This window comes from Parvibaculum sp. (assembly GCF_030651915.1).
In the GTDB taxonomy this organism is placed as follows: Bacteria; Pseudomonadota; Alphaproteobacteria; order Parvibaculales; family Parvibaculaceae; genus Parvibaculum.
Genome location: NZ_JAUSBV010000005.1, coordinates 924967 through 950696, shown reverse-complemented (window position 1 = coordinate 950696; position 25730 = coordinate 924967). Strand labels below are relative to the sequence as shown.

The 25730-nt window shown below is 63.7% G+C and carries 26 protein-coding genes and 1 riboswitch; of the genes, 16 read left to right on the top strand and 10 right to left on the bottom strand.

What is annotated here, in order from left to right:
- Window positions 1-4: 4 nt before the first annotated feature.
- Genes Q7V31_RS08950 through Q7V31_RS08940 form a run of 3 tightly spaced genes read right to left on the bottom strand, consistent with a single transcriptional unit; the run spans window position 5 to window position 2318 of the window.
- The gene (locus Q7V31_RS08950) at window positions 5-529 is read right to left on the bottom strand and encodes a hypothetical protein (RefSeq protein WP_304733724.1); all 525 of its coding nucleotides are present in this window, start codon (window positions 527-529) and stop codon (window positions 5-7) included.
- On the bottom strand, window positions 526-1428 hold the full coding sequence (locus Q7V31_RS08945; protein ID WP_304733723.1) for a metal-dependent hydrolase: 903 nt from the start codon (window positions 1426-1428) through the stop codon (window positions 526-528). The genes Q7V31_RS08950 and Q7V31_RS08945 overlap by 4 nt, the downstream gene beginning before the upstream one ends.
- A 50-nt stretch (window positions 1429-1478) precedes the next feature.
- The gene (locus Q7V31_RS08940; protein WP_304733722.1) at window positions 1479-2318 is read right to left on the bottom strand and encodes an SDR family oxidoreductase; all 840 of its coding nucleotides are present in this window, start codon (window positions 2316-2318) and stop codon (window positions 1479-1481) included.
- Between the two features lie 158 nt (window positions 2319-2476).
- Between Q7V31_RS08940 and Q7V31_RS08935 the strand changes: the two genes are divergently transcribed.
- The 8 genes from Q7V31_RS08935 to phoB all read left to right on the top strand — a co-directional run bounded on the left by Q7V31_RS08935 (window position 2477) and on the right by phoB (window position 11368).
- Window positions 2477-3694, top strand: coding sequence for an acyl-CoA dehydrogenase family protein (locus Q7V31_RS08935; protein WP_304733721.1), 1218 nt, complete (start codon window positions 2477-2479; stop codon window positions 3692-3694).
- A 9-nt stretch (window positions 3695-3703) separates the two neighbouring features.
- Window positions 3704-5011 carry an ATP-binding protein gene (locus Q7V31_RS08930; protein WP_304733720.1) on the top strand — a complete coding sequence of 436 codons (1308 nt, stop codon included), beginning with the start codon at window positions 3704-3706 and terminating at the stop codon, window positions 5009-5011.
- A 180-nt stretch (window positions 5012-5191) separates the two neighbouring features.
- On the top strand, window positions 5192-6235 hold the full coding sequence (locus Q7V31_RS08925; RefSeq protein WP_304733719.1) for a substrate-binding domain-containing protein: 1044 nt from the start codon (window positions 5192-5194) through the stop codon (window positions 6233-6235).
- An 83-nt stretch (window positions 6236-6318) separates the two neighbouring features.
- Complete coding sequence (pstC, locus tag Q7V31_RS08920) at window positions 6319-7698, top strand: phosphate ABC transporter permease subunit PstC (RefSeq protein WP_304733718.1); 1380 nt, start codon at window positions 6319-6321, stop codon at window positions 7696-7698.
- Complete coding sequence (gene pstA, locus Q7V31_RS08915) at window positions 7691-8977, top strand: phosphate ABC transporter permease PstA (RefSeq protein WP_304733717.1); 1287 nt, start codon at window positions 7691-7693, stop codon at window positions 8975-8977. The genes pstC and pstA overlap by 8 nt, the downstream gene beginning before the upstream one ends.
- A gap of 44 nt (window positions 8978-9021) precedes the next feature.
- On the top strand, window positions 9022-9840 hold the full coding sequence (gene pstB, locus Q7V31_RS08910) for a phosphate ABC transporter ATP-binding protein PstB (RefSeq protein WP_304733716.1): 819 nt from the start codon (window positions 9022-9024) through the stop codon (window positions 9838-9840).
- 20 nt (window positions 9841-9860) lie between these two features.
- Window positions 9861-10577, top strand: coding sequence for a phosphate signaling complex protein PhoU (phoU, locus tag Q7V31_RS08905; protein ID WP_304733715.1), 717 nt, complete (start codon window positions 9861-9863; stop codon window positions 10575-10577).
- A 95-nt stretch (window positions 10578-10672) separates the two neighbouring features.
- Window positions 10673-11368 (top strand): phosphate regulon transcriptional regulator PhoB, encoded by a 696-nt coding sequence (gene phoB, locus Q7V31_RS08900; protein WP_304733714.1) that lies wholly within the window; start codon window positions 10673-10675, stop codon window positions 11366-11368.
- 92 nt (window positions 11369-11460) lie between these two features.
- On the opposite strand, the gene Q7V31_RS08895 is transcribed toward phoB, so the two are convergent.
- The gene (locus tag Q7V31_RS08895) at window positions 11461-11976 is read right to left on the bottom strand and encodes a GcrA family cell cycle regulator (RefSeq protein ID WP_370690640.1); all 516 of its coding nucleotides are present in this window, start codon (window positions 11974-11976) and stop codon (window positions 11461-11463) included.
- Between the two features lie 235 nt (window positions 11977-12211).
- Here Q7V31_RS08895 and Q7V31_RS08890 point away from each other — a divergent pair, with 235 nt between their 5' ends.
- From Q7V31_RS08890 to Q7V31_RS08865, 6 genes are all read left to right on the top strand, one after another.
- On the top strand, window positions 12212-13021 hold the full coding sequence (locus Q7V31_RS08890) for an ABC transporter permease (protein ID WP_304733713.1): 810 nt from the start codon (window positions 12212-12214) through the stop codon (window positions 13019-13021).
- Window positions 13022-13031: 10 nt separating this feature from the next.
- The gene (locus tag Q7V31_RS08885; protein WP_304733712.1) at window positions 13032-13385 is read left to right on the top strand and encodes an MliC family protein; all 354 of its coding nucleotides are present in this window, start codon (window positions 13032-13034) and stop codon (window positions 13383-13385) included.
- 347 nt (window positions 13386-13732) lie between these two features.
- Window positions 13733-14944 (top strand): aspartate aminotransferase family protein, encoded by a 1212-nt coding sequence (locus Q7V31_RS08880; RefSeq protein WP_304733711.1) that lies wholly within the window; start codon window positions 13733-13735, stop codon window positions 14942-14944.
- Complete coding sequence (argF, locus tag Q7V31_RS08875; protein ID WP_304733710.1) at window positions 14941-15870, top strand: ornithine carbamoyltransferase; 930 nt, start codon at window positions 14941-14943, stop codon at window positions 15868-15870. Before Q7V31_RS08880 ends, argF begins: the two co-directional genes overlap by 4 nt.
- The gene (locus Q7V31_RS08870; protein WP_304733709.1) at window positions 15867-16817 is read left to right on the top strand and encodes an Hsp33 family molecular chaperone; all 951 of its coding nucleotides are present in this window, start codon (window positions 15867-15869) and stop codon (window positions 16815-16817) included. Before argF ends, Q7V31_RS08870 begins: the two co-directional genes overlap by 4 nt.
- Complete coding sequence (locus tag Q7V31_RS08865) at window positions 16814-17413, top strand: hypothetical protein (protein ID WP_304733708.1); 600 nt, start codon at window positions 16814-16816, stop codon at window positions 17411-17413. Before Q7V31_RS08870 ends, Q7V31_RS08865 begins: the two co-directional genes overlap by 4 nt.
- Before the next feature lie 9 nt (window positions 17414-17422).
- Here Q7V31_RS08865 and argE read toward each other — a convergent pair whose 3' ends face one another.
- From argE to metZ, 3 genes are all read right to left on the bottom strand, one after another.
- On the bottom strand, window positions 17423-18601 hold the full coding sequence (gene argE / locus Q7V31_RS08860; protein WP_304733707.1) for an acetylornithine deacetylase: 1179 nt from the start codon (window positions 18599-18601) through the stop codon (window positions 17423-17425).
- A gap of 103 nt (window positions 18602-18704) precedes the next feature.
- The gene (gene apaG / locus Q7V31_RS08855) at window positions 18705-19097 is read right to left on the bottom strand and encodes a Co2+/Mg2+ efflux protein ApaG (protein ID WP_304733706.1); all 393 of its coding nucleotides are present in this window, start codon (window positions 19095-19097) and stop codon (window positions 18705-18707) included.
- A 153-nt stretch (window positions 19098-19250) separates the two neighbouring features.
- Window positions 19251-20450 carry an O-succinylhomoserine sulfhydrylase gene (gene metZ / locus Q7V31_RS08850; RefSeq protein ID WP_304733705.1) on the bottom strand — a complete coding sequence of 400 codons (1200 nt, stop codon included), beginning with the start codon at window positions 20448-20450 and terminating at the stop codon, window positions 19251-19253.
- Window positions 20451-20491: 41 nt separating this feature from the next.
- Window positions 20492-20571: riboswitch (SAM riboswitch) on the bottom strand.
- A 171-nt stretch (window positions 20572-20742) separates the two neighbouring features.
- Here metZ and Q7V31_RS08845 point away from each other — a divergent pair.
- The gene (locus Q7V31_RS08845) at window positions 20743-21834 is read left to right on the top strand and encodes a 2'-deoxycytidine 5'-triphosphate deaminase (protein WP_370690647.1); all 1092 of its coding nucleotides are present in this window, start codon (window positions 20743-20745) and stop codon (window positions 21832-21834) included.
- Here the strand turns inward: Q7V31_RS08845 and Q7V31_RS08840 are convergent, their stop codons facing one another.
- Together Q7V31_RS08840 and Q7V31_RS08835 are read right to left on the bottom strand one after the other, a co-directional pair.
- The gene (locus tag Q7V31_RS08840) at window positions 21835-22476 is read right to left on the bottom strand and encodes an N-acetyltransferase (RefSeq protein WP_304733703.1); all 642 of its coding nucleotides are present in this window, start codon (window positions 22474-22476) and stop codon (window positions 21835-21837) included.
- 116 nt (window positions 22477-22592) lie between these two features.
- The gene (locus Q7V31_RS08835) at window positions 22593-23324 is read right to left on the bottom strand and encodes a dienelactone hydrolase family protein (RefSeq protein WP_304733702.1); all 732 of its coding nucleotides are present in this window, start codon (window positions 23322-23324) and stop codon (window positions 22593-22595) included.
- Window positions 23325-23556: 232 nt separating this feature from the next.
- On the opposite strand from Q7V31_RS08835, the gene Q7V31_RS08830 reads away from it, so the two are divergent.
- The gene (locus tag Q7V31_RS08830; RefSeq protein WP_304733701.1) at window positions 23557-24705 is read left to right on the top strand and encodes an alpha-hydroxy acid oxidase; all 1149 of its coding nucleotides are present in this window, start codon (window positions 23557-23559) and stop codon (window positions 24703-24705) included.
- Here Q7V31_RS08830 and Q7V31_RS08825 read toward each other — a convergent pair.
- A complete protein-coding gene (locus Q7V31_RS08825) occupies window positions 24702-25634 on the bottom strand; it encodes a radical SAM protein (protein WP_304733700.1) in 933 nt (310 codons plus the stop codon). The genes Q7V31_RS08830 and Q7V31_RS08825 overlap by 4 nt on opposite strands.
- Window positions 25635-25730: the final 96 nt, after the last annotated feature.

Below are 25730 nucleotides of genomic sequence, written 5' to 3'. Positions count from 1 at the left end.
ACGATCATTTTTCGGCCTGGAGATGCCGCCACACGCCCAGCACCGCCAGCCCCAGCATGATATGCACCGCGATCACCGGCGGCCAGCCGAACAGGTAAATCACGTCATTCGCCAGCCCACCCTTGAACGGTCCGCCGCCAAACGCCAGTCCGCGCGTGCCGAACAACGCGTTGAAGATCGGCGGGATCGTGAACAGCCACGCCGTCACCAGCGCCGACCAGAAGAACCAGCGGAACTGTTTCAGCGTCAGCCGCATGAACGATCCGCCGAGACCGAGCGCCATCAGCATCAGTCCTTGCGTGATCCCTTCCATATGCGCCATGCGCCAGGCGCGTCCGTCATCGGGAATCGAAACCGGAATGTCGATCGGCAGCGGCCACAACACGACGCGGCCGAGCAGCGCGACGAACCAGATCCAGCCGATGATGATCGCCAGCACGAACAAACCGACGCCGTTGAAAAAAAGCAGCGCGCGCATCCGCGCCGCCATGTTGCTTGCGCCGGCGGTTTCCGATGACTCTAGGCTCATTTTGTTTCTCCGGTGGAAAGGGCAACGGGTTCGGGCGCATCGAGACGGGCGGTGTCGAGCCGCCCGGCGCCGTCATTGTCGGCTTTGAAGAGACGCGCCCAGGAAAGCGCCCAGGCGGGATCCTTCACCTGGCGCGGATTGTAGAAGGGCATCAGAATGCGCAGCATCTTCGGTGTCAGCTGCGCGAAAATCCGTATCAGGAGCAATGCCAGCGCGAGGCGCGAACGCGGATCGCGCCACAGCCCGTCTTCCTTCAGCAGCGCCTGATAGCCGCCGCGCGTCCGCCACATGATATGCACCGTCGCATAGAGAAGCCCGTGCACGCGGCGGAAATAATTTCCGGCCAGATGCTCGAACACGTCGTAAGCGACATTCTTGTGTTCGATCTCCTCGACGAAGTGCCACAGGATCAGCGAGGCAACGCCGCTCTCGCTGCCGCCGAACAGGAATTCGCGGTCCTCGATCAGCATCCGCCCGATCGCCAGCGCCATCGATTCAAAGCCCTCGGCATAGGCGAGGTTGAACGCCAGCGAGCGCGTCTCGCCGAGCTTGCGGTAATCCGATGCAAGCACCGCTTCAATCTTTTCGATCGAGGTGTAGCCGCGCGCCTTCAATTCCTCGTTGAACTTCCGGTGCTGGCGGAAATGCATCGCCTCCTGCGCCACATAATCGTCGAGCGCCGCCAGCAGCGCCGCGTCGCGGATTTGCGGCCGCGCTTCGCGCATCGTCTTGATCAGGTAAGGTTCGAGATAGGGCATCGCCAGCGACGCCGCATTGACGATCTGCGAAAATTCCGGACGCCGCGCGTTCCAGTGTCCGCTCATCGCGGCCGGATAGGCAAAGCCCATGCGCCGCACCGTCATGCGCGCCGCGCCGTCGCTTGCTGTCGTCTCGCTCAACCGATGCCTCCCCCTCGCCAGTGATCGCCTTGCGGCGATCTTGCGTCGCGCTATTTCGTCTCCGCCTGTCCGGTCAACACGCTGCCCTCGCGCCGGAACATGATCTTGCCATAGGAAGCCGGCATCAACCGTTGCAGCCAGTCGACCAGCTTGGCATCGAAGCCGATCAGGATGCGCGGTCTGTTCTTCGCAATGCCCTCGACGATCACCTCGCCGGCGCGTTCCGGCGTCGTCCGCGCGATCTTGTCGAAGCCCGATGCCGCGTCCTCGCGCAGGGTGGCCTGCGTGCTCTGCAGAAAACGGGCATTACGGACGATATTGGTCTTGATGCCGCCCGGATGCACGCAGGAGATCTGGATGTTCGTCCCCTTCATCTCGTGCCGCAGCGCTTCGGTGAAGCCGCGAATGGCGAACTTGGCCGAGTTGTAGGCGGCCTGTGTCGGCACCGCGACCAAGCCGAAAATGCTCGACACATTGACGATGTGACCTTCGCCCTTCGCCTGCAGCTGCGGCAGGAAGGCCTTGCTGCCATAGACCATGCCCCAGAAATCGATATTCATCACCCATTCGAAATCGTCATAGCCGAGCTCGTCGACCCGCGCGATCTGCGCGACGCCCGCATTGTTGATCACGATGTCGGCGCCGCCATGCGAAGCCTCGATCTCCTGCGCAAAGGCATAGACCGCGTCGCGGTCGGCGACATCGACCAGATAGGTCGTCACCGTCCCCCCCAGCGCCTCGATCCGCGCCGCCGTTTCGGCAAGCCCCGCCCGGTCGAGATCGGTGATCGCCAGCCGCGCCCCGCGCCTGGCCAGCGCCAGCGCCGTCCCCCGTCCGATGCCGCTCGCCGCACCCGTCACCACCGCCAGTTTGCCGTCGATCGCCGTCATCCGCCCCTGCCTCGTCTGAACCACTGAACCGGCCCTAAACTATGACAATTCATGGAAATGTCACGGAGCTTCGCGCGCCTTTTCGCATCGCGTTGGACCGCGCCCCGCCGGCCCCTCTATGCTGGCGCAAACGAAATCGCCAATGAGGGGGAACGATCATGCAGGTACAGCCCATTTCCGGTCTCGACGACGGTATCAACGAGATCAGGCTTCGCACGGCTGCGATCGTCACCGGCGACATCATCCCGGCCGAGCCGATCCTCTACAAGGGCGGCGACGAAGCCGAAGCCGTCCGCACGAAGATCAAAAGCAAAGTCAAGGATGAGGGCCTCTGGGCGCCGCATCTGCCGGAAGATTACGGCGGCATGGGCATCGGCTTTCTGAAGCACGCCTATATGAACGAGATCATGGCCTGGTCGCCTTTCTCGGCGCGGCTCTTCGGCGTCGTCGCGCCCAATTCCGGCAACCAGAAAATCTTGCTGAAATACGGCACGCCCGAACAGAAGAAGAAATGGCTCGAGCCGCTGGTCGCCGGCGACATCGAAAGCTGCTTCTCGATGACCGAGCCCGACCAGCCGGGCTCCGATCCTTATGCGATCCAGACCCGTGCCGTGAAGGACGGCGATCACTGGGTGATCAACGGCCACAAATGGTTCACCTCCAACGGTCGCCGCGCCGACATCGCCATCGTCATGTGCCGCACCGAACAGGCCGACGGCAAGGGCGGCGTCAAGGACAAGATGACCCAGATCATCGTGCCGATGACAACGCCCGGCGTGAACATCATCCGCTCGGTCCCGGTCTGGGGGCACACCGGCGGCGATCATTGCGAAATCAAATACGAGAATGTCCGTGTACCGCTCGAAAACCAGCTCGGCCGCACCGGCTCCGGCCATCAGGCGGCGCAGGATCGTCTCGGCGAAGGCCGCGTCTTCCACTGCATGAATTCGATCGGCCAGATGTGGCGCGCCTTCGACCTGATGTGCAAGCGCGCCATCAGCCGCGAGGTCCATGGCGGCAAGCTCGAAACCAAACAATTCATCCAGGGTTTCATCGCCGACAGCTACATGGACATCCAGGCCGCCCGCCTGATGACCATTCACTGCGCCCATCGCATGGAGGAAGGGTCGAGCGCTCGCGTCGACATCTCGGCGATCAAGGTCTTCGTGCCGGCCGCCTTCGAGCGCGTCGTCGATCGCGCGATCCAGGTGCATGGCGCGCTCGGCGTCTCCGGCGACACGCCGCTGGCCGGGATGTATCAGGGCGCCCGCACGTTGCGGCTCGCCGACGGGCCCGACGAGGTTCATCGCATCGTCATCGCGAAAAGTGTATTGAAGTGCTACCACGAAGGCATGAGCTGGGACTTCGGAGCCTGAAGAGAGCGAATGGCGGCGGCGAACGACGGATCGAGACGGCGGCAGGGCAGGGTCTGGCTGCGCGACTTCTGGGCGCGCTGGACCGGCACGCGATCCTTTGTCGTCACGGCGGCCGTCATCTTCCTCATGCTGGCGCTGACAGGCGCGCTTCATGTCACTGCGGCTTTCGTTTCCTTTCTGTTGCTGGCGGGCGTCGCCGTTGCGCGCGCCATTGCCATGGGCGAAACGGCGCCGATCCGGATTCAGTCCCGCGCCGATGACAGGGCGCCGTCGGCGTTTGCGGCCGGTCCTGCGCTCGCCATTCTGAACCGTCTTCCCGACGCGCTCTTCGTGCTCGATGGCGGCGGCCGCGTGGTCTTCGGCAACAGCGCCGCCGAGCCGCTGATCGGCAAGACCGCGCTTGGCCGGCATGTGGCAACCGCCTTGCGCGTCGCGCCGCTGATCGCGGCGATCGAAAGCGTGATGCGGGACGGCGTCGCCCGCACGATCGAATATGAAATGCCGGTGCCGGTCGAACGGCATTTCAGTGCCTTCGTCGTACCTATCGAAGCTGAAGGCGCAGGCGACCCGTCCCTCTACCTCGTTCTGCTGCACGACCTGACGGACGCCAAGCGCGTCGAGGCGATGCGCGCCGACTTCGTCGCCTTCGCCAGCCACGAGCTGAAAACGCCACTGGCCTCGCTTTCGGGTTTCATCGACACCTTGCGCGGTCACGCCAGGGACGATCCGGAAGCGCGCGAGAAATTTCTCGAAATCATGGCCGACCAGGCCGGCCGCATGCGCCGGCTGATCGAAGACCTGCTCTCGCTCTCGCGCATCGAATTGCGCGAACACATGCGGCCCGCCGACGAGGTCGATCTGCTGGGCGTGGTCAGCGATGTCGCCGACGGCCTGACCCCGACGGCGGAGCAATATGGCGTCGAGGTGATTGTGACAGCCCCGGCCGGCCTGCCGCGCATCCGCGGCGACCGCGAGGAGCTGGCCCAGGTCGTCCAGAACCTCGCCGACAATGCGCTGCGCTATGGCCGCGCCGGCAAGCGCGTCGAGATTTCCCTGACGCCGGACGAGAAGCTGGGCCGCCCGATGGTCCGGCTCTCGGTCCGCGACTTCGGCCCGGGCATCGCCAAGGAGCATCTGCCGCGTTTGACCGAACGTTTCTACCGCGTTGACGCCGCTGCCTCGCGCGCCCGTGGCGGCACGGGGCTGGGGCTGGCGATCGTCAAACACATCGTCAATCGCCATCAGGGAACGCTGCAGATCGAAAGCGAGATCGGCCAAGGCTCTGTTTTTACAGTTCTTTTTCCTGTCGCGGGCTGACGAAAGCCGCGCTGCCGGGTGCTGTCACAAAACTGTCATGCAACTGTCGTAAAGCTTTCGTGACACCCCGCTAGCGTCCGCCGGCCTGAAGGTTAAGCCACTTCAAAAGACCGGAACGGCTTGGGCGCGCCAGGGGGGCCAATGTGGCTGCTTGGCGCCCGGCATTCACAAGACTGGAGAATGAACGTGAAACTCAAATCCCTGACGATGGCCGCGACGGTTGCCGTCGCCGCTCTTTCGGTTGCCGGCGTGGCGCATGCCCGCGACCAGATTTCGGTCGTCGGTTCGTCGACTGTGTTCCCCTTCTCGCAGGCGGCCGCCGAGCAGTTCGCCAACGAGACGGGCAGCCCCTCGCCGGTGGTCGAATCGACCGGTACCGGCGGCGGCATGAAGATCTTCTGCGGTGGCGTCGGTACCGGCCACCCGGATGTGACGGGCGCCTCGCGCGCGATGAAGCTTTCGGAATATGAACTCTGCACGTCGAACGGCGTGACGAACATCACCGAAGCCCTGATCGGTTATGACGGCCTCTCGATGGCCGTGTCCCGCAAGGGCGTGCAGCTTGACCTGACGAAGAAGCAGCTCTTCCAGGCGCTGGCCGACAAGGTCGAAGTCGGCGGCAAGATCGTCGCCAACCCCTACAAGAAGTGGTCGGACATTGACGGCTCGCTCCCCAACACCGCCATCGTCGTCATGGGCCCGCCGCCCACCTCCGGCACGCGCGACGCATGGGTCGAACTCGTGATGGAAGAAGGCTGCAAGGAATTCCCGGCGATCGTCGCGCTCGACAAGGACGCGCACAAGGAAGTCTGTCAGCGCATGCGTACCGATGGCCCGTTCATCGAAGCCGGCGAAAACGACAACCTGATCGTTCAACGTCTCGAATCCGACTCCAACGCCTACGGCATCTTCGGCTACTCGTTCCTGTACGAAAACCAGGACAAGCTGCAGCCGGTGAAGGTCGACGGTATTGCCCCGAACGAAGACACGATCGCCGACGGTTCCTACAAGATCTCCCGTCCGATCTACTTCTACACGAAGAACGCCCATCGCGGTGTGATCCCCGGCCTCAACGAATTCGTGGCCGAATTCGTCAGCGACGATGCGCTGTCTCCCGGTGGCTATCTGATCGAGCGCGGCCTGATCGCGCTTGCCGACGGCCCCCGCGCCGCCGTGCAGAAGGCCGTGAAGGACGCGGTCAACATGCCGGCGCCGAAGAAGTAAGACGACACCTCACCCGGCGCTCGCGGGCGCCGGGTGATCCTGTCTCTCTCGCGCTGCCTATTTTCTCGCGTCAGGATTTCCCGATGTCCGCCACTACGCTCCTCGCGATCGTCCTGACCCTCTCGCTGATCGGCTATCTCTGGGGCCGCGCCAATGCAGCCGCCCTCAAGAAGAGCGGGATCGGCATGCATTCGATCCCCGCCTATCACGGCTACTTCGTGGCGCTTTCCTGCGGCATCCCCGCCTTCCTTCTGGTGCTGGTCTGGATCGCCGCCGAAAGCACTGTTATCGATCGTCTCATTCTTGCCGGCCTTCCGTCCTACGTCACCGACGGCATCGAAGGCTCGCGGATGTCGCTCATCCTCAGCGAAATCAAGAGCGTTGCCGGTGGTCGCATTTTCGGCACACCCGACCAGGCGATCCTCGATGCGGCCGCGCGCTACAATGTGCTGCGCGGCACGGCGTCGCTCGCCATGGTCGTCTGCGCGCTTGCCGCCGCCATCGCCGGCATGGCCTTCGCGGGATCGCGCCTCTCGGCGGAATTCCGAGCCCGCAACAGCGTCGATGGCATCATCCGCTGGGGGCTGATCGTCTGTTCCATTCTGGCGATCCTCACGACACTCGGCATCATTCTCTCGCTGGTGATCGAGAGTCTCGCCTTTTTCTCCCGCGTGCCGGTTCTCTCGTTCCTCTTCGGTATGGAGTGGAGCCCGCAAACGGCAATGCGCGCCGACCAGGTGGCTGCCGAAGGGGCATTTGGCGCCGTCCCGGTCTTCTGGGGCACCATCTTCATCAGTGCCATCGCCATGTTCGTCGCGCTGCCCGTCGGCCTCTTCTCGGCGATCTATCTTGTCGAATATGCCAACGGCACCGTCCGATCCCTGGTGAAGCCGCTGCTCGAAATCCTCGCCGGCATCCCGACCATCGTCTACGGCTTCTTCGCCATTCTGACCGTCGCCCCCTTCATCCGGGAATGGGGCGTCGCCATGGGCCTGTCGGTCGCCTCCAACAGCGCGCTCGCGGCAGGCGGCGTCATGGGCATCATGCTCATCCCCTTCATCTCGTCATTCTCCGACGACGCCATTTCCGCCGTCCCGCAGTCGCTGCGCGACGGCGCCTATGCGCTGGGTGCAACCAAGGCGGAGACCGTTCGCCAGGTTCTGCTGCCCGCGGCGCTGCCCGGAATTGTCGGCGGCGTGCTGCTTGCCGTCAGCCGCGCCATCGGCGAGACCATGATCGTCGTCATGGCCGCGGGTCTGACGGCCACGCTCACCGCCAATCCGCTCGAGGGCGTCACCACGGTCACCGTGCAGATTGTGACGCTGCTGATCGGCGACACCGAATTCGACAGTCCCAAGACGCTTGCCGCTTTCGGTCTCGGCCTCGTCCTCTTCCTCTCGACCCTCGCGCTCAATGTCGTCGCGCTGCAGGTCGTCAAGCGCTATCGGGAACGCTATGAGTGATAAATCCGCCGCCACAACCCGGACCGGTATCTGGTACGAACCGGATGCCAGCCTGAAGCGCCGCTATGCCGCCGACAAGCGCCTGCGCATGTATGGCGTCGCCGCCATCGTCTTTGCTCTGAGCATGCTGGCAATCCTGGTCGGAACAATCGTCATGACGGCGCTGCCTGCCGTCACGCAGACCCATGTCACGCTGCAGGTGGAACTGCCTGCCGAGGCCATCGACCGGTCGGACCCGCGTTCGGCCAGCTATCAGAAGATGCTCGCCGACACGATTTCGCGGCTCTACCCGGAAGTCGACACGCCCCGCGAGCTGCGCGAGCTGCGGCAACTCTTCACCAACAACGCACAATACATGCTGCGCGACATGGTGGTGGCCGATCCCTCGCTGATCGGCCAGACGGTGGATTTCACATTCCCGATGTCGGATATAGGCGATCAGCTCCACAAGGGCGGCATCGACCGCAACCTGCCGCCGGAGCAGCGCCGCATCAACAACGACCAGATCGGCTGGTATGATCGTCTGGTCGAGCAGGGCCGCATCACGACGCCGCTCAATACCGGCATGATCTTCAATGCCGACAGCCGGTTCCCTGAATTGGCCGGTCTTCGCGGCGCGCTGGTCGGCTCTTTCTATGCGTTGCTGATCTGCTTCCTTGTGAGCTTCCCTGTCGGGATTTCGGCGGCGGTCTATCTCGAGGAATTTGCGCCGAAGAACCGCTGGACGGACCTGATCGAGGTCAATATCAACAACCTCGCCGCCGTACCTTCCATCGTGTTCGGTCTTCTGGGCCTTGCCGTGTTTCTCAACTTCTTCGGCATGCCCCGTTCGGCACCCATCGTCGGCGGCCTTGTGCTGTCGCTGATGACGCTGCCCACCATTATCATCGCCACGCGCGCCGCGCTGAAGGCTGTTCCGCCCTCGATCCGCGAAGCCGCCATCGGGGTCGGTGCCTCGAAGATGCAGACGGTCGGCCACCACGTTCTGCCGCTCGCCATGCCCGGTATTTTGACAGGCACCATCATCGGTCTGGCGCAGGCTTTAGGTGAAACGGCGCCCCTGCTGTTGATCGGCATGAACGCATTCATCACCGCCGCCCCCGACAGCATGTTCAATCCGTCGACCGCCCTGCCGACCCAGATCTATATCTGGGCCGACAGCCCGGAGCGCGGTTTCACCTCGCGGACCTCGGCGGCCATCGTGGTTTTGCTCGGTTTTCTGGTTTGCATGAACGCAATTGCGATTTACATGCGCAAGCGGTTTGAAAGAAAGTGGTGACAGACATGATGGCAATGGCAACCACTGAAGCGTCGGGAATGATCATGACGAAGTCGGTAGAAGGCGCGGATGTTCTTGCGGATCAGGCGGCTCGCGCCGGCACGCATGACGTCAAAGTGGCGGCAAGCAAGGTTTCCGTCTTCTATGGCGAGAAGCAGGCGCTGTTCGATGTGACCATCGACATTCCGGCCCGCCAGGTGATGGCCTTTATCGGCCCGTCGGGCTGCGGCAAGTCGACTTTCCTGCGCTGTATCAACCGCATGAACGACACCATCGACATCTGCCGCGTGACGGGCAGCATCGAGATCGACGGCGCGAATGTGTATGACGCGAAAATCGACCCCGTTTTGCTCCGGGCCCGCGTCGGCATGGTGTTCCAGAAGCCGAATCCGTTTCCGAAGTCGATCTACGACAACATTGCCTATGGTCCTCGCATTCACGGCAAGGCGAAGGCCGGTTCGGAAATGGACACCATCGTGGAAGCAAGCCTGCGCCGTGCAGGCCTGTGGAACGAAGTGAAGGATCGCCTGAAGGAGCCGGGTACGGGCCTGTCGGGCGGCCAGCAGCAGCGCCTCTGCATTGCCCGCGCCATTGCCGTCAATCCCGACATCATCCTGATGGACGAACCGTGCTCGGCGCTCGACCCCATCGCAACCGCCAAGGTCGAGGAACTGATCGACGAGCTTCGCGAACGCTACACGATTGTCATCGTAACGCATTCGATGCAGCAGGCGGCGCGCGTTTCGCAGCGCGCGGCTTTCTTCCATCTCGGCCATCTTGTCGAGGAAGGCGCGACGGAACACATGTTCACCAATCCGTCCGACCGGCGTACCCAGGATTACATCACGGGCCGCTTCGGCTAGAGCCAACAGGAGTGACGGGCGTGACCCAGCACATCGTAAAATCCTTCCAGGATGAACTTGACGCCTTGGCGACCAGCATCGCCCAGATGGGCGGCCTCACCGAAGCGCAGCTTTCGGCCGCGATCGAGGCAATCGTCAAGCGCGACGCGCAGCTCGCCGAACGCACGATTCGCGAGGACCAGCGGATCGACACGCTTGAAGCCGAAATCGAGTCGCACGCGGTGCGCATGATCGCGCTGCGTCAGCCGATGGCGGCCGATTTGCGCGAGGCGATTGCCGCGATCAAGATTTCGATCGATCTCGAGCGCATCGGCGATCTGGCCAAGAACATCGCCAAGCGGGCCCTCGTTCTGCAGAACGATTTCGAGGGCGCCAACAAGCTGATCCAGGGCATTGCCCGGATGGGACGTCTGGCCCAGCGGCAGCTGAAGCAGGTGCTCGATGCCTATGCCAATCGCGACGCCGGCGCCGCCATGGAGGTCTGGCGCGAGGACGAGGAAATCGACGCCATGTACAACTCGGTGTTCCGCGAGCTTCTGACCTACATGATGGAAGATCCGCGGACCATCGGCGTTTCGACCCATCTGCTCTTCATCGCCAAGAACATCGAACGCATCGGCGACCATGCCACCAACATCGCCGAAACGGTCGGTTATCTGGTCACCGGCGAGTGGGTGCATGACGAACGACCCAAGGGCGATACGACGAGCACGACCGCCGTCGGGGCCGGGAACTGAAATAAACAGGAGGAATCATGTCCGTGGTGCTTGCCCATAGCGGCGAAGAGGGTCAGGATTCTGTCGGGAACGACCGGAATCAGTTCGAGAGGCGCATGAAACCGACCGTAATGATCGTCGAGGACGAAGAGGCTCTGCTGACGCTCCTCCAGTACAATCTCGACAAGGAAGGCTACAAGGTCGTAACCGCGTCGGATGGCGAGGAAGCGGTGCTGCTGATCAAGGAGACGCCGCCCGATCTGGTCCTGCTTGATTGGATGCTGCCGAGCCTGTCGGGCATCGAGGTCTGCCGGCAGCTGCGTGCCCGGAATGAGACGCGCAACCTGCCGATCATTATGATCACGGCCCGGGGCGAGGAGGGCGACCGCATCCGCGGCCTCGACACCGGCGCCGACGACTATCTGACCAAGCCTTTCTCGATGACCGAATTGCTGGCCCGTGTCCGCGCCGTGATGCGCCGCATCCGCCCCGCCTTGTCGGAGGACCTCGTGACCTTCGGCGACATCATCGTCGATCGCGCCGCGCACCGGGTGCGCCGCGGCGAGCGCGAGGTGCAACTGGGCCCGACCGAATACCGGCTGCTCGACCACCTGATCCAGCATCCGGGCCGCGTCTTCAGCCGCGAGCAGTTGCTCGATGCGGTCTGGGGCTCGGACGTCTATGTCGAGGCGCGCACCGTCGACGTCCATGTCGGCCGCCTGCGCCGGGCGCTGAACGACAAGGGCGAGAAGGATCCGATCCGCACCGTCCGCTCGGCCGGCTATTCGCTGGACGAACAATTCCAGGCCTGACGCGCATTGGTCCCGGCGGCATGAAAAAACCGGCACCCGCTTTTGCGGATGCCGGTTTCCTTGTCCCCTCAACGCCCCGAAAAGGCGCTGGTCTAGCTGACCAGGCGATGATCCTTGCTGCGCTGACGCTCGCGGTTGCGCCGCGCCTGCGCCGGCTGATAGGCCAGCCGCGCGTGCTCGGTGCAATAGGGCGAGGCATTGTCGGCGCCGCGGCCGCAGAAATGGAAGCCCGGGCGTCCCGGATCGCCGATCGGCCATTTGCAGGTGTGCTCGGTCAGCGTCAGCACGGTGGCGCGCTGGCTCGGTTCCAGCATCCGCTCTTCCTGAACCGTCTCGCTGTGCGCCTCTGCCGTCTCGCGCGCCGCGCGCTCTTCCGCGCGGGCCTCGCCAGTCAGCGGATCGGGGCGGCCCCGGACCAGCGTCCGGGGGCCGGTGCTGCGCGCCCGCGCCGGCCGGCTCGGCGTCGCCCGGCCCGACAGGCCGAGGCGATGCACCTTGCCGATGACGGCGTTGCGGGTGACGCCGCCCAGTTGTTTGGCGACCTGGCTGGCGCTCAGGCCGTCGGCCCAGAGCTTCTTCAGCAGTTCCACGCGTTCATCGGTCCACATGATGCTCTTCCCCTTGGGGCCCCCTCTCGGCCCGATTGGACGCCTGTCGCTGAAACCTGACCCCACTAGATTTCGTAGGCGTTAAGAATAAATATACAATATAAAGCATGAATGTCGCAACCGGCTGCCGTCGGGCGTGCGGCCTTATCCACAGAAAAGAACCGCCATGGCGGCTTGTGTGCGGCGCCTGCCTCCCTTAAGTCTCGCCGATGCTTGCCCATCACAGGAGCGCCCCATGACCCCCACCCCTTGGCCTGCGGAAGGCGCCCGCCGCTTCGGTGCGGTCAACTGGCTCGGCATGTGGACGCTCTATCTGAAGGAAGTCCGCCGTTTCTGGAAGGTGATGACGCAAACCATTGCCGCCCCGGTCATCACGACGCTGCTCTATCTGGCGATCTTCGCGCTCGCCATCGGCAAGTTCCGCCCCGACGTGCATGGGGTTCCCTTTGTCGAATTCTTGGCCCCGGGCCTGATCATGATGACCATGATCCAGAACGCCTTTGCCAACACCTCCTCCTCGCTGCTGATCTCGAAAATCCAGGGCAACATCGTCGATGTGCTGATGCCGCCACTGTCGCCGATGGAGCTGAATATCGGCATCGCGCTGGCCGGCGTGACGCGCGGCCTTGTCTGCGGCGCGGTGACGGCGCTTGCCATGCTGCCTTTCGTCGATCTGGGGCTCGCGCATCTGTGGGCCTTGCTGTTCTTCGCCGCCGGCGCCTCGCTGATGCTGTCGCTTTTCGGCATTCTGGCTGGCGTCTGGTCGGAGAAATTCGACCATTTGCAGGCCGTGACCAATTTCGTGCTGCTGCCGCTGACCTTTCTGTCCGGCACCTTCTATTCGGTGACGCAGCTTCCCGATTTCGCCCACAAGGTCACGCTCTGGAACCCGGTCTTCTACCTGATCGACGGTTTCCGCTACGGCGTCACCGGTCATGCCGACGGCGCCATCGAGATCGGCGTGGCGCTGGTCATCGGTGTCAATCTCGTGCTCTGGTTCCTCTGTCACATGCTCTTCCGCACAGGCTATCGTCTCAAGGCCTGAGGAGCCCGTCATGCCGGCCCGCCTGCTCGCCATCCTGATGCTGACGACCATCGCCGCCGCGGCCGAGGAAGGGCCCGGCGAAACGCTCGACGCCAGCGGCCCGCTGCTTTCCTATCTCTGCGACAGCGGCGCCGAGCTGCAACTGGCCGAAGTGATGCTCGAAACCGGCGAAACGCTGGTCTTCCTGTTTTTCGATGGCGACGAAATCCAGATGCGGGCCGTCCCGGCCGCCTCGGGCACCCGGTACCGCGCCCTCGACCCGGAAACGCCGCTCATCTGGTGGAGCAAGGGTGAGGAGGGCTTTCTCGCCCGCGAGGCAGACGGCGAAAGCGGCATGCTGGAGACGGGCTGTCGGCTTCCATAGAACGCCCGGCCCCGATTCCCGCCATTTTCTGCCAATAAACCCCGATTGACAGCACCCGGCGCCTCCGCAATACTCCGCTGCTTCCCGGACCGCCGCCCTTTTCAGGCGGCTTTTTCTATTGGGCGCGTGCCCGGCCGGAGAGGCTTCGAGGTGATCGACATGATGCTGAACGGGAAACGACGACGCTGACAGCGAGGAGACCGCGCCAATTGGAAGGGCGCGGCGCAGGAAACTGCCGTCTCGCATGGAAAGCCCGGAGCCCCGTTCGTCGCGCATCGCTCGCGATGTCCACTCCTCTTTCCCCGATGACGGTTTGACGGAAAAGCTGTGAGAAGGACAAGATTCCCGTGATTACTCCCGTTCTGCCAACCTATGCGCGGGCCGACCTCGAATTCGAGCGGGGCGAAGGCCCCTGGCTGATTACCGCCGAAGGCGAGCGCTATCTCGATTTCGGCGCCGGCATCGCCGTCAACGCCTTCGGTCACGCCCATCCCCATCTTGTCGCCGCTCTCGCCGAGCAGGCGCAGATGGTCTGGCACACCTCCAACATCTACCGCATTCCCGGTCAGGAACGCCTCGCGAAACGCCTTGTCGAGGTGACATTCGCCGACACGGTCTTTTTCACCAATTCCGGCGCCGAGGCGCTCGAATGTGCGATCAAAATGGCGCGCAAATATCACGCCGCCGGCGGCGCGCCGGAACGCTATGAACTGATCACCATGGAAGGCGCCTTCCACGGCCGGACGCTGGCGACCATCGCCGCCGGCGGCCAGGCGAAATATCTCGAGGGCTTCGGGCCGGCGATGCCGGGTTTCCCGCAAGTGCCCTTCGGCGACTTGAAGGCGCTCAAGGCCGCGATCGGCCCGGCGACGGCGGGCGTGCTGATCGAACCGATCCAGGGCGAAGGCGGCATCCGCGTGCTGCCGACCGAGGACCTGCGTCGCATCCGCGACATTTGCGACGAGGCCGGCATCCTGCTGGTGCTCGACGAAGTGCAGACCGGCATGGGGCGCACCGGCAAACTGTTCGCCCACGAACTGGCGGGCGTGACGCCGGACATCATGGCGATCGCCAAGGCGCTGGGCGGTGGCTTCCCGGTTGGCGCCTGTCTGGCGACCGAGGCGGCGGCGCGCGGCATGACGGCGGGCACGCATGGCTCGACCTTCGGCGGCAATCCGCTGGCCATGGCGGTCGCCAATGCGGTGCTCGATCTCGCGCTCGATCAGGGCTTTCTGCCGCATGTGGCGTCGCTCGGTCTGAAACTGAAACAGAAGCTGGCCATGCTGGCCGACCAGCATCCGCGCATCGTCGAGAGCGTGCGCGGCGAAGGTCTGATGCTCGGCTTGAAATGCCGGGTGCCCAACACCGACCTGGTGCAGGCGTTGCGCGACGAGCACATGCTGACCGTCGGCGCCGGCGACAATGTCGTGCGGCTGCTGCCGCCGCTCATCATTGAGGAAAGCCATCTCGACGAGGCGATGGAAAAGCTCTCGCGGGCCTGCGCGGTACTCGAAGCAAGGCTCGACGCGCCAGCGACGAAGAGTGGAGCACTGTCATGAGCCTTCGGCATTTCCTCGATCTTCACGAGATTTCACCGGCCGACTTGCGCGCGATCCTCGACGATTCCAGCACCCGCAAGGGCGCCCGGCCGGGGCTCGGCCATGCCGAACCCGATGCCGACAAGCCGCTCGCGGGCAAGCTGCTGGCGATGATCTTCGAAAAACCCTCAACGCGCACCCGCGTGTCCTTCGATGTCGCCATGCGTCAGCTCGGCGGCGAGACGATGTTGTTGAACGGCGGCGACATGCAGCTCGGCCGCGGCGAAACCGTCGCCGACACGGCGCGCGTGCTGTCGCGTTATGTCGACGCCATCATGATCCGCACCGCCGACCACGCGACGTTGCTGGATCTGGCCGAACACGCTTCGGTACCGGTCGTCAACGGCCTGACCAATCTGTCGCATCCCTGCCAGTTGATGGCTGATGTGATGACCTTCGAGGAGCACAAGGGGCCGATCGCCGGCCGCCGCGTCGCCTGGATCGGTGACGGCAACAACATGGCGACCTCTTGGATTCATGCCGCCGGCCAGCTCGATTTCGAATTGCGCATTGCCTGTCCGCCGGAACTGGCGCCATCGCCCGAAGCGCTCGACTGGGCGAAGAAGAAAGGTGCAAAGATCACCGTCACGGCCGATCCGCGCGAAGCCGTTGCCGGCGTCGATTGCATTAACACCGACACCTGGGTTTCGATGAGCGATGATGAAGAAACGGCGGCGCGCCGGCACAACCTTCTGGCGCCCTACAGGGTCGATGCGCGATTGATGGCGGCAGCCGGCGAGGGCGCGATCTTCATGCATTGTCTGCCGGCGCATCGCGACGAGGAAATGACGGCGGACGTGATCGACGGTCCCGCTTCGGTCGTTTTCGACGAGGCCGAAAACCGCCTGCATGCGCAAAAGGGCGTGCTGGCCTGGTGTCTTCAATGAGCGATACTGTAGCGATCGGCACTGACGACATTGTCCAGCCGTTCCAGATCGAGGGTCTTGGCATTCGCGGCCGGGTCGTTCGTCTCGGCCCGCTCGTCGACCGTGTGTTGTCGGCCCATGCCTATGCCGAGCCTGTGTCGCGCCTGCTTGGTGAGGCACTGGCGCTCGCCGCGATGATTGGCTCGGCCTTGAAATTCGAAGGCCGGTTCATTCTGCAGACCAAGGGCGACGGTCCGGTCGGCATGCTGGTCGCCGATTATGAATCGCCGGGCAAGTTGCGCGGCTATGCGCAGGTCGACGAAGCACGGCTGGCAGATGCGCTGGTCGCGGGCCGTGCGGCGCCGGCCGATCTTCTGGGTAAGGGCTTTCTGGCACTGACCATTGATCAGGGCGCCGACATGGAGCGTTATCAGGGCATCGTCGCCCTCGACGCGCGAGGCCTCAGCCATTCGGCGCATGAATATTTTGCCAGCTCCGAACAGGTGGCAACCCGCATCCGGCTGGCCGCCGGGCCTTTTTATCACCGCGCCGCGGCCGGGCCCGAAAAGAACTGGCGGGCCGGCGCCATCATGATCCAGCACATCGCGCGTGACGGCGGCTTGACCGGCTATCGCGAAGGCGAGGACCAGGGCCCATGGACGCAGGAAGAAGAAAACTGGAACCGCGCCGCGATCCTGCTCGACACGGTGGAGGATCACGAGCTGCTCGATCCGGCGCTGGCGCCGACCCGCCTCCTTTTCCGGCTCTTCCATGAAGACGGCGTCCGCGCTTATGAGCCTTCCGGGGTCGAATTTTCCTGCCATTGCTCGCGCGATCGCATGGAAACCGTCCTGCGCTCCTTCGGTGGCCACGAAATCGACGAAATGGTGCAGGAAGGTGTGATCACCGCCACCTGCGAATTCTGCAGCGCGGTCTATGTCTTTAAGCCCGAGGAATTGAAGGAATGACGTTTTTGGCTGCTTGGCGTTTCGGTTTTGTTTTTGCCCTGCTTTTCGCCGCCGCTGCTTGTGCGACGCCATCCGCGCCGCCGCCTGGCGACGTGGCGCTGGTCGCCCGCGCGCCGCTCAAGCTCGATGTCGCATCGGTCAGGCTCGATGAGCAATATGGATCGCCCGCAAGGCCGCCTCATGTCGAACATCTGCACCGCCTCTCGCCGGCAGGTGTCGCCAGCGCCTGGTCGCGCTCGCGCCTGGTGGCGGCTGGCGGCACCGGCGGCGCGACCCTCTCGATCCTTGACGGCAGCGTCATCTCGGAGCAATTGCCGAAAAAGGGCGGGCTGACAGGGATCTTCGGCGATCAGCAAGACACGAAGCTGACGGCGCGCCTGAAAGTGCGCCTGACGGTCGAGCGGCCCGGTCCCGCCGGGGCGCACGGACGCTGGACGGCCGATGCCGACGTCAATGCCAGCCGCACCATTCTTGAGAGTGCCAGTCTCAACGACCGCGACGCGGCCTATGCGGCGCTGATGCAGGATCTCGCGACCCGTTTCGACGAGGAGATGAGCGCCGAAATAAGGCGTTCGATGGGACCGGTCCTGCGCTGAGGCGATCCGCTAGATCGGACGACCTGACACATAATCCGCCAGCCGGCGCATGAAGCGCTCGCATTCGGCGATCTGCGAAAGCGCCACGAATTCATCGGGCTTGTGCGCCTGTGCGATATCGCCCGGCCCGCAAACAACTGTTGGAATGTCGGCAAGCTGAAAGAGTCCGGCCTCGGTGCCGTAGGACACGGCCTCGGCCGCATTGCATTGCGCGAGCTTCAGCACCAGCGTTTCGGCGGGTGAGCCTTCATCGGGTGCGAGCCCCGGCGCCTGGGCGCGCAGGGTTGTTTCGATCCGCGCGCCCGGGTGAACCGCGCGCATGCGCGGCAGCACGGCTTCTTCCACATATGCATTGAGGCGCGTGATGATCTCTTCCGGGTCGAGATCGGGAAGGGCGCGATACTCCCACAGAAAGCGGCAGGTCTTCGGAATGATATTGAGCGCTGTGCCGCCGCGGATCGGCCCGACATTGACGGTGGTGTAGGGCGGACGGAAGCGGCCCGAGACGTCGCCCCGCTGGCGCATTTCTTCGGCGACCCCGGCCAGAAAGCCGATCAGCTCTGCGGCATACATCACCGCGTTGACGCCCTTGTCGGTAGCACTCGAATGGCTTTCAAGCCCGGTTACGACGGTCGCATAGGACTGGATCGACTTGTGCGCATTGACGACCTTCATCGACGACGGCTCACCGACAATCACGACCTGCGGACGCGGTATGCCGCGAATGACGCCGTCGATCATCGGCCTGACGCCAAGACAGCCCACCTCCTCGTCATAGGACAGCGCGAAATGAACCGGAATTTTCGGACCGTCCTTCAGGAACGCGGGAACGAAGGCAAGCGCCACCGCAATGAAGCTCTTCATGTCGCTGGTGCCGCGACCGAAAAGCTTGCCTTCACGTTCGATGACGCTGAAGGGATCGCTGGTCCAGTCCTGCCCCTCGACCGGCACCACATCGGTATGGCCGGACAGCACGATGCCGCCGGCGGCATCCGCTGGTCCGAGTGTGGCAAAGAGATTGGCCTTCGTCCCGTCCTCGTTCGTCACGCGCTGCGACACGACGCCATGGCTGGCGAGATAGCCTTCGACGAACTCGACGAGCGCGAGATTGGACAGATGGCTCGTCGTGTCGAACGAAATGAGCTTGTCGATCATCTCGCGGGAGGTGAGGTGTTGCGGCGCGGGCATGGATTTCGGATTCCGGCAGGCTTGAAGGGTGACACGGGAAGAATGTCACTCTAGCGCGGGCGGAACCGGGAAGCGAGGTATGCTGAAGACAGCTTCCGGTGCGTCAATGCAGCAGGCGCGGGGCATGCGGGCTGTCCAGCGAGAAGGCCGGAATGTCGACCTCGAATGTCTCGCCGGCCTCGTTTTCCATCTCGTAATTGCCGAACATGATACCCGACGGTGCCCCAAGCGGCGTGCCACTGGTATATTCGAATTTCTCGCCGGGCTTCAGCAGCGGCTGCTCGCCAACAACGCCGGGTCCGCGCACTTCATGCACGAGGCCGCTGGCATCGGTGATCTTCCAGTAGCGCGCGCGCAAGCGTACCGTCTCACGGCCCTGATTTTCGATCGTCACCCGATAGGCCCAGACATAGTAGTCCTGCTCGGGCTCGGACTGATCCTCGAGATAGGTCGGTTCGACCAGAATATTGATGGAGCGGGTCAGGGCGCTGTACATCGGGCATCCTTGCGCGAAGGCGTCGGTTTATTTGTGGTTTTGGGGCGTTCTGTCCCAACTCTTTCCACACGTTTACCAGCCTATCGACCAGCCTATAACTTCCTCTTAACAGCGGCGTTTTTGTGGCAGCTTGGGGGCTATTTGGGGTGCGCCCTAAGGCCGCGCCCCAAGCGCCCGCTCAATGTCGTCGGCAAGGTCCGCCACATCCTCAAGTCCGACGGAGAGGCGTAACAGCCCCTCGCCGATGCCCAGCTCCGCACGCGCCTCCGGCGTCAGGCGCTGATGTGTCGTCGTGGCCGGGTGGGTGATGAGGCTTTTGGCATCGCCCAGATTGTTGGAAATCTTGATCACCTGCAGGGCATTGGCAAAACGGAAGGCACCCTCCTTGCCGCCCGCGACTTCGAAGGCAACGATATTGCCGCCTGCCTCCATCTGGCTCATGGCGAGATTGTGCTGCGGATGGCTTGGAAGCCCCGGATAGAAGACCCGGGCGATCCCCTTGTGACCTTCGAGGAAGCGCGCGACCGTTTCCGTACTCCGGGCATGTTCGCGCACTCTGAGGTCGAGCGTCTCCAGGCTTTTCAGCATTACCCAGGCGTTGAACGGGCTGAGGCTCGGGCCCGTCTGGCGCAGGAAATTGGCCAGATGATCGGCGATGAATTGCTGGTCGGCCAGCACGATGCCGCCGAGGCAGCGTCCCTGTCCATCGATATGCTTGGTCGCCGAATAAACGACGACATCAGCGCCGAGTTCGAGCGGCCGCTGCAGCACCGGTGTCGCAAACACATTGTCGACGACGAGTTTGGCCCCGGCCTGATGAGCGACATCGGCCACCGCCTTGATGTCGATGATTTCAAGCGTCGGGTTCGATGGCGTTTCGAGGAAGAACATCCGCGTGTTGGGCTGGACGGCCTTTTTCCACGCCTCGATATCGCGCCCGTCGACTAGCGTTGAGGTGACGCCGAAACGCGGCAGCAATTCCTCAACGATATAACGGCACGAGCCGAAAAGCGCCCGCGACGACAACACATGATCGCCGGCCTTGAGATAGCAGAGCATGGCCGCCGTCACCGCCGCCATTCCGGTGGCGGTGGCGCGCGCGTCTTCGGCGCCTTCGAGCGCGATCATCCGCTCCTCGAACATCCGCACGGTCGGGTTCGAAAAGCGGCTGTAGATGAAGCCCGGTTCTTCGTTCTTGAAGCGCCGTTCAGCCGCCTCCATGGTCTCGTAGACATAGCCTGAAGTCAGGAACATCGCCTCGCTGGTCTCCCCGAAGGGGGTGCGGGCGGTGCCGCCATGCACGGCTTCGGTGCGGGCCTTCAGCTTGCGGCCGTCGCGTGTCGTCTTGCTCATCTGGGTTGCCCCCAATAAAAAACCCCGACCTGTAAAGATCGGGGCATGGACGCCCGACCTCTTTAGCGGATTGTTTAACGTGGCCGCAAGCCGGTCGGCTCAAATCACCACGGGATCGGCGCGCATTAAAGGGCCGTCTTGGCTTCCCGTCAAGCCGGGGCTTCCCGGCGGCGGATCGGCCACCTATAACGGACAACCGGACAGCCGGAATATGCGGGAAACCATGACCAAAGCGGCCGACGATCTCTTCCCCCATCGCGACGACGAGCCACGCCGCCTCGGCGCCGGGCAGATGCACGCGACCGGCATCTTGCCGGCCCACGGCATCGAGACGCTGATCCGCGAAAAGGAAATATGGGGCGCGGTTGAAATCGAGCCGAGCCAGATCCAGCCGGCAAGTCTCGACCTGCGACTTGGCGCGGTCGCCTATCGCCTGCGAGCCAGTTTCCTGCCCGGTCCCGATCACGGCGTAATGGAACGTGTCGAGGAGCTGATGCTCCACAAGATCGACCTGCGCGAAGGCGCGGTCCTCGAAACAGGCTGTGTCTATCTGGTGCCGCTGGTCGAGGCGCTGGCGTTGTCGGAGCGCACCTCGGCGTCGGCCAATCCGAAAAGCTCGACCGGCCGGCTCGATGTCTTCACACGTCTGATCGCCGATTTCGCGACCGAGTTCGACCGCGTGACGGCGGGCTACAAGGGGCATCTCTATCTCGAGATATCACCCCGCACCTTTCCAATTCTGGTGCGTCCGGGGTCGCGGCTGGCACAGATCCGTTTCCGCCGCGGGACACATACATGCACCGACGCCGAGATGAAGCGCCTGCACGAGGAGTTGCGCCTGGTCGACGGCGAGGCCGACATCGATGGCGGTATCGCGCTGACCGTCGATCTCGCGCCGGCGCGCGAAGGCGATATTGTCGGTTATCGGGCCCGGCGTCACTCCGGCGTCATCGACATCGACAAGGCCGATGCCTATGACGTGTTCGACTTCTGGGATCCGCTGACGGCGCGACCGGGGCGCAACCATCTTATTCTCGATCCGGCCGAATTTTACATCCTCGCCTCGCGTGAGGCGCTGCACATCCCGGCGACCCATGCGGCCGAAATGGTGCCCTACGATCCGCTGGTCGGCGAGTTTCGTGTTCATTATGCGGGTTTTTTCGACCCGGGCTTCGGCGCGCGCGAGGCGGGCGGGGCAGGCAGCCGCATCGTTCTCGAAGTGCGCTCGCATGAAGTTCCCTTCATCCTCGAACACGGCCAGATTGTCGGCCGCTTCGTGCTCGAACGCCTGACTGACCGCCCGGCGAAACTCTACGGCACGGGTCTCGGTTCGCATTATCAGCGCCAGGGTCTCAAGCTTTCGAAGCACTTCAGAACAAAGTAGTCAAAGCGGCAGCACCATCCTGAGTTCCATGGCGAGCCCATGCTGACGGCAGGGAATGGGTGTGATCGTTTCGGCCATCGGCTGAAATCCCATGGCCCGGTAGAGCCCGACGGCCGGATTGTCAGACATCACGTCGAGATGCACCGAGCGAAAGCCCTCGCCTCGTGCATGGGCAATGGCATTCTCGATCAACGCCTTGCCGGCCCCGCGACCGCGCGCCGCCGGCGGCACCGAGACGACGATGATGTAGTGGCAGTCTTCCGGCACATGCGGATTCATGTAGCTGGCAATGTCGGCGCGCTCGGCCAGCGCAACAAGATGCGCCGCCTCGACCTCGCCCTTTTGCACCAGACCGTCGAGGAGCGGCCACAGCGCGTCTTTCAATCGATAATGCGCCGGGCCGTCATGGCCGATCAGCACACCCCGGAAGGCGCCGTCCTCAAGCGCGATCGTCGATTGCGTGTGGGAAAAGAAATTGCCGGGTGCCATCCAGGCCGTCTCGATAAAGGCATCGTAGACATCGGCGCGCGGCCCGAAAATATAGTCGTAGGATTGTGGCCCCGTGGCGCGGACGAGATCCGGAATATGCGCCGCATGGCGTGCCGCCAGCGCCTTGTCGGCTGCCAGAATGTCGATGCTCATGGGGTTCCTCCGCTTGTCGGTCGGATTTGGTCATATGACCAACAAGCGGAGTCTTAGCGGCGCCCGCGGCGGGGCGCAACCAGTTTTTGGTCGATTGACCTATTCGATGCCCGGCGTCAGGCGAACACTTCCTCGAAGAAGCCCCGCATCGCCGCCCATGAGCGCCGGTCGGCCTTGGCGTCATAGGCGATGCCGCGCTCGGGCGCATAGGCCCCTTCGACGGTGAAAGCATGAAGCGCATGGCCATAGGCGTGCAGTTGCCAGTCGGCGCCGGCATCGGTCATCTCCTTCGCAACACCGACGGCGTGATCCGGCGGCGCCATCGGATCCTCCCAGCCATGCAGGATCATCACCTTGGCCGTGATTTTCGCCTGCGGTCCGAGATCGGGCGGCATGAAAATGCCATGAAAGCTGACGACGCCTTTCAGAATGGGCGGCGCGGCCCGCGCCAGATCGAGAACGCAAAGCCCGCCGAAGCAATAGCCCATCGCGCCGACCTTCGCCGTGTCGACGGCCGGAAGTTTCGCCGCCGTGTCGAGCGCCGCCAGAAGCCGCTTGCGCAACAGCGCCCGGTCGGCAAGAAACGGCCCCATCAGCGCCGAATTGTCGCCCTGCTCGTCGCCGCGCACGCCCTTGCCATAGACGTCGAGCGCAAACGCGGTGTAGCCGAGCCGCGCCACTTCCTCCGTCCGCTGCCGCATGCCGCCATTGAGCCCGCTCCAGTCATGCGCCAGCAACACGCAAGGCCGCTTGCCCCCGCCTTCGGGATGCGCGACATAGCCTTCGAAAGTGGTGTCGCCGTGGCTGTATTCGACAAACGCGGTCGCGATCTTCGCCGAAGCGGACATGATGGCCTCCCAGTGCCGATTGAGTGATTCTGTGGTGGAAGGATAGGGGGTGCCGGCGGCGCCCGCCAAATCTTTCACGCGCCGCCCTATCGTCAAACACCGGAGCACCGGCTAGATTCAGCTGCGGTGTTCCGCCTTCCGTCTCGCCACCGGCCTCGGCTCAACTTGTCGGCGCCAGAGCCTGAAGCTTTCAAAACATTTCAGGGTGCCCTGAGCGCCGAAGCGAGTTTTGATGAGTCTTGCCAGCTGTCGCAATTTCAAGGACTTCCGCGCGCTCGCCCGCCGCCGCCTGCCGTCCCCCATCTTTCACTACATCGACGGCGCAGCAGACGACGAGGTGACCTACCGGCGCAATACCGAAGCCTACGAGACCTGCGATCTCGTCCCCAGCGTGCTCGCCGGGGTGGAGACGGTGGACATGTCGACCACCATCTTCGGCAAGAAGCTCGCCATGCCGCTCTATTGCGCGCCGACCGCGCTGCAGCGGCTGTTCCACCCGGATGGCGAGCGGGCGGTGGCGCGCGCGGCGCAGAAATACGGCACCATGTTCGGCGTCTCCTCGCTCGGCACCGTAAGCGTGGAGGAAATCGGCGCGATGATCGACACGCCGAAAATGTTCCAGTTCTATTTTCATAAGGACCGCGGCCTCAATGACAGCATGATCGAGCGCGCCAGGGCCGCGAAATTCGACGTGATGGCGCTCACCGTCGACACGATCACCGGCGGCAACCGCGAGCGCGACCTTCATACCGGCTTCACCTCGCCGCCGAGGCTCACCTTCAATAGCCTGTTCAGCTTCGCCGCACGGCCGCGCTGGGCGGTCAACTATCTGGTCCATCCGAAAATGGAGCTGCCGCATCTTCAGGACCATGTGCAGGAGGGCACCAATCTTGCCACCTCGATCGGCAGCTATTTCTCCACCATGCTGGACCAGTCGATGAGCTGGAAGGACGCCGAAGCGATCCGTGCCAAATGGGGCGGGCATTTCGCGCTCAAAGGCGTGATGAGCGTCGCCGACGCCAGGCGCGCGGTGGATATCGGCTGCACCGGCATCATGGTGTCGAACCATGGCGGGCGCCAGCTCGACGGCTCGCGCAGCCCGTTCGACCAGCTGGCCGAGATCGTCGATGCGGTGGGCGACAAGATCGACGTGATCTGCGAGGGCGGCATTCAGCGCGGCACCCATGTGCTCAAGGCCCTGTCGCTCGGCGCCAAGGCGTGCTCGGGCGGCCGGCTCTATCTCTATGCGCTGGCGGCGGCCGGCCAGCCCGGCGTCGAGCGCGCGCTCGGCCTGATGCGCGATGAGATCGAGCGCGATATGAAGTTGATGGGCTGTCGTAGCATCGCCGATCTCAACCGCGGCAATCTGCGTTTTCGCTAGCCGGCCGAACAGCTCGCGCCGCCCAGCACGCAGAACTTCGCGCAATGCCGGTGATTGAGCTTCACCGGCGTCAGGCTTTCGGCGAGCGTCTCACCCATCTCGAATTGCGGATCGTCGGGCAGCAGCGTACAGGCGACGAACACCGGCTTCGCCGCGCCCTTGCGCTTGACCACCATACGGCTCGTCGCGCACATCATCTCGGCCGGGTCGACATGCAGAATGTCCCAGCAGGCGGTCGTGATTTCGGGCACATCGGCCTTCTCGTCCATCTCCGGGAAAATCACCAGCGCCGAACGGTCCGCCGTATCGAGATGAACGCCCTCGCGCGCAAAGAGCGCCGCGTAGCCGCTCCGCGCTTGCTCTTCCGTCTCGCCGGGGATGCTGCGGCCGGCGATGGCGAGAGAGAACCCGTCGCCCGCGAGCCAGCGCAGTCCCTCCATGGTCTTCGCAAAGCCGCCTACGCCCCGTTCGGCGTCGTGCAGCGCTTCCGTGTGGTGATCGAGGCTGACCCGCAGCGTCATCCGTTCGCCATAACGCGCCTTGATGTCGAGCAGGCCGGACTTTATCCCCGGCCGCTGCATCGGCTGCATGGCATTGGTGAGGACCAGTACGGAATGCCCCCGTCCCAGCGCGTCATGCATCATGCTCAACATGTCGGGATTCATGAACGGTTCACCGCCCGTGAAGCCGATCTCGATAGCATCATGCCCAACCATGTCGAAAACATGCGATGCTTCGGACGCCGTCAGATAGACAAGGCGGTCGTCGGTCGGGCTCGAATGAATGTAGCAATTGGCGCATTCGATGTTGCAGAGCGTGCCGGTGTTGATCCAGAGCGTTTTAAGCCCTTGAAAAGACACGTGCGCACGGGCTTCGCCCCGGGCGGTAATGTCGGGATGGCTGAATTTGATGGGCGTGGCGTCGGTCATGGCGTGAGCCTAGCACGGGGTGCGACCTCACTTCCGCTCACGATCCCGCGATTTTCGGCACTTTTCCGGGCCTTTTCGCAGGGCGGCCGCCATGCT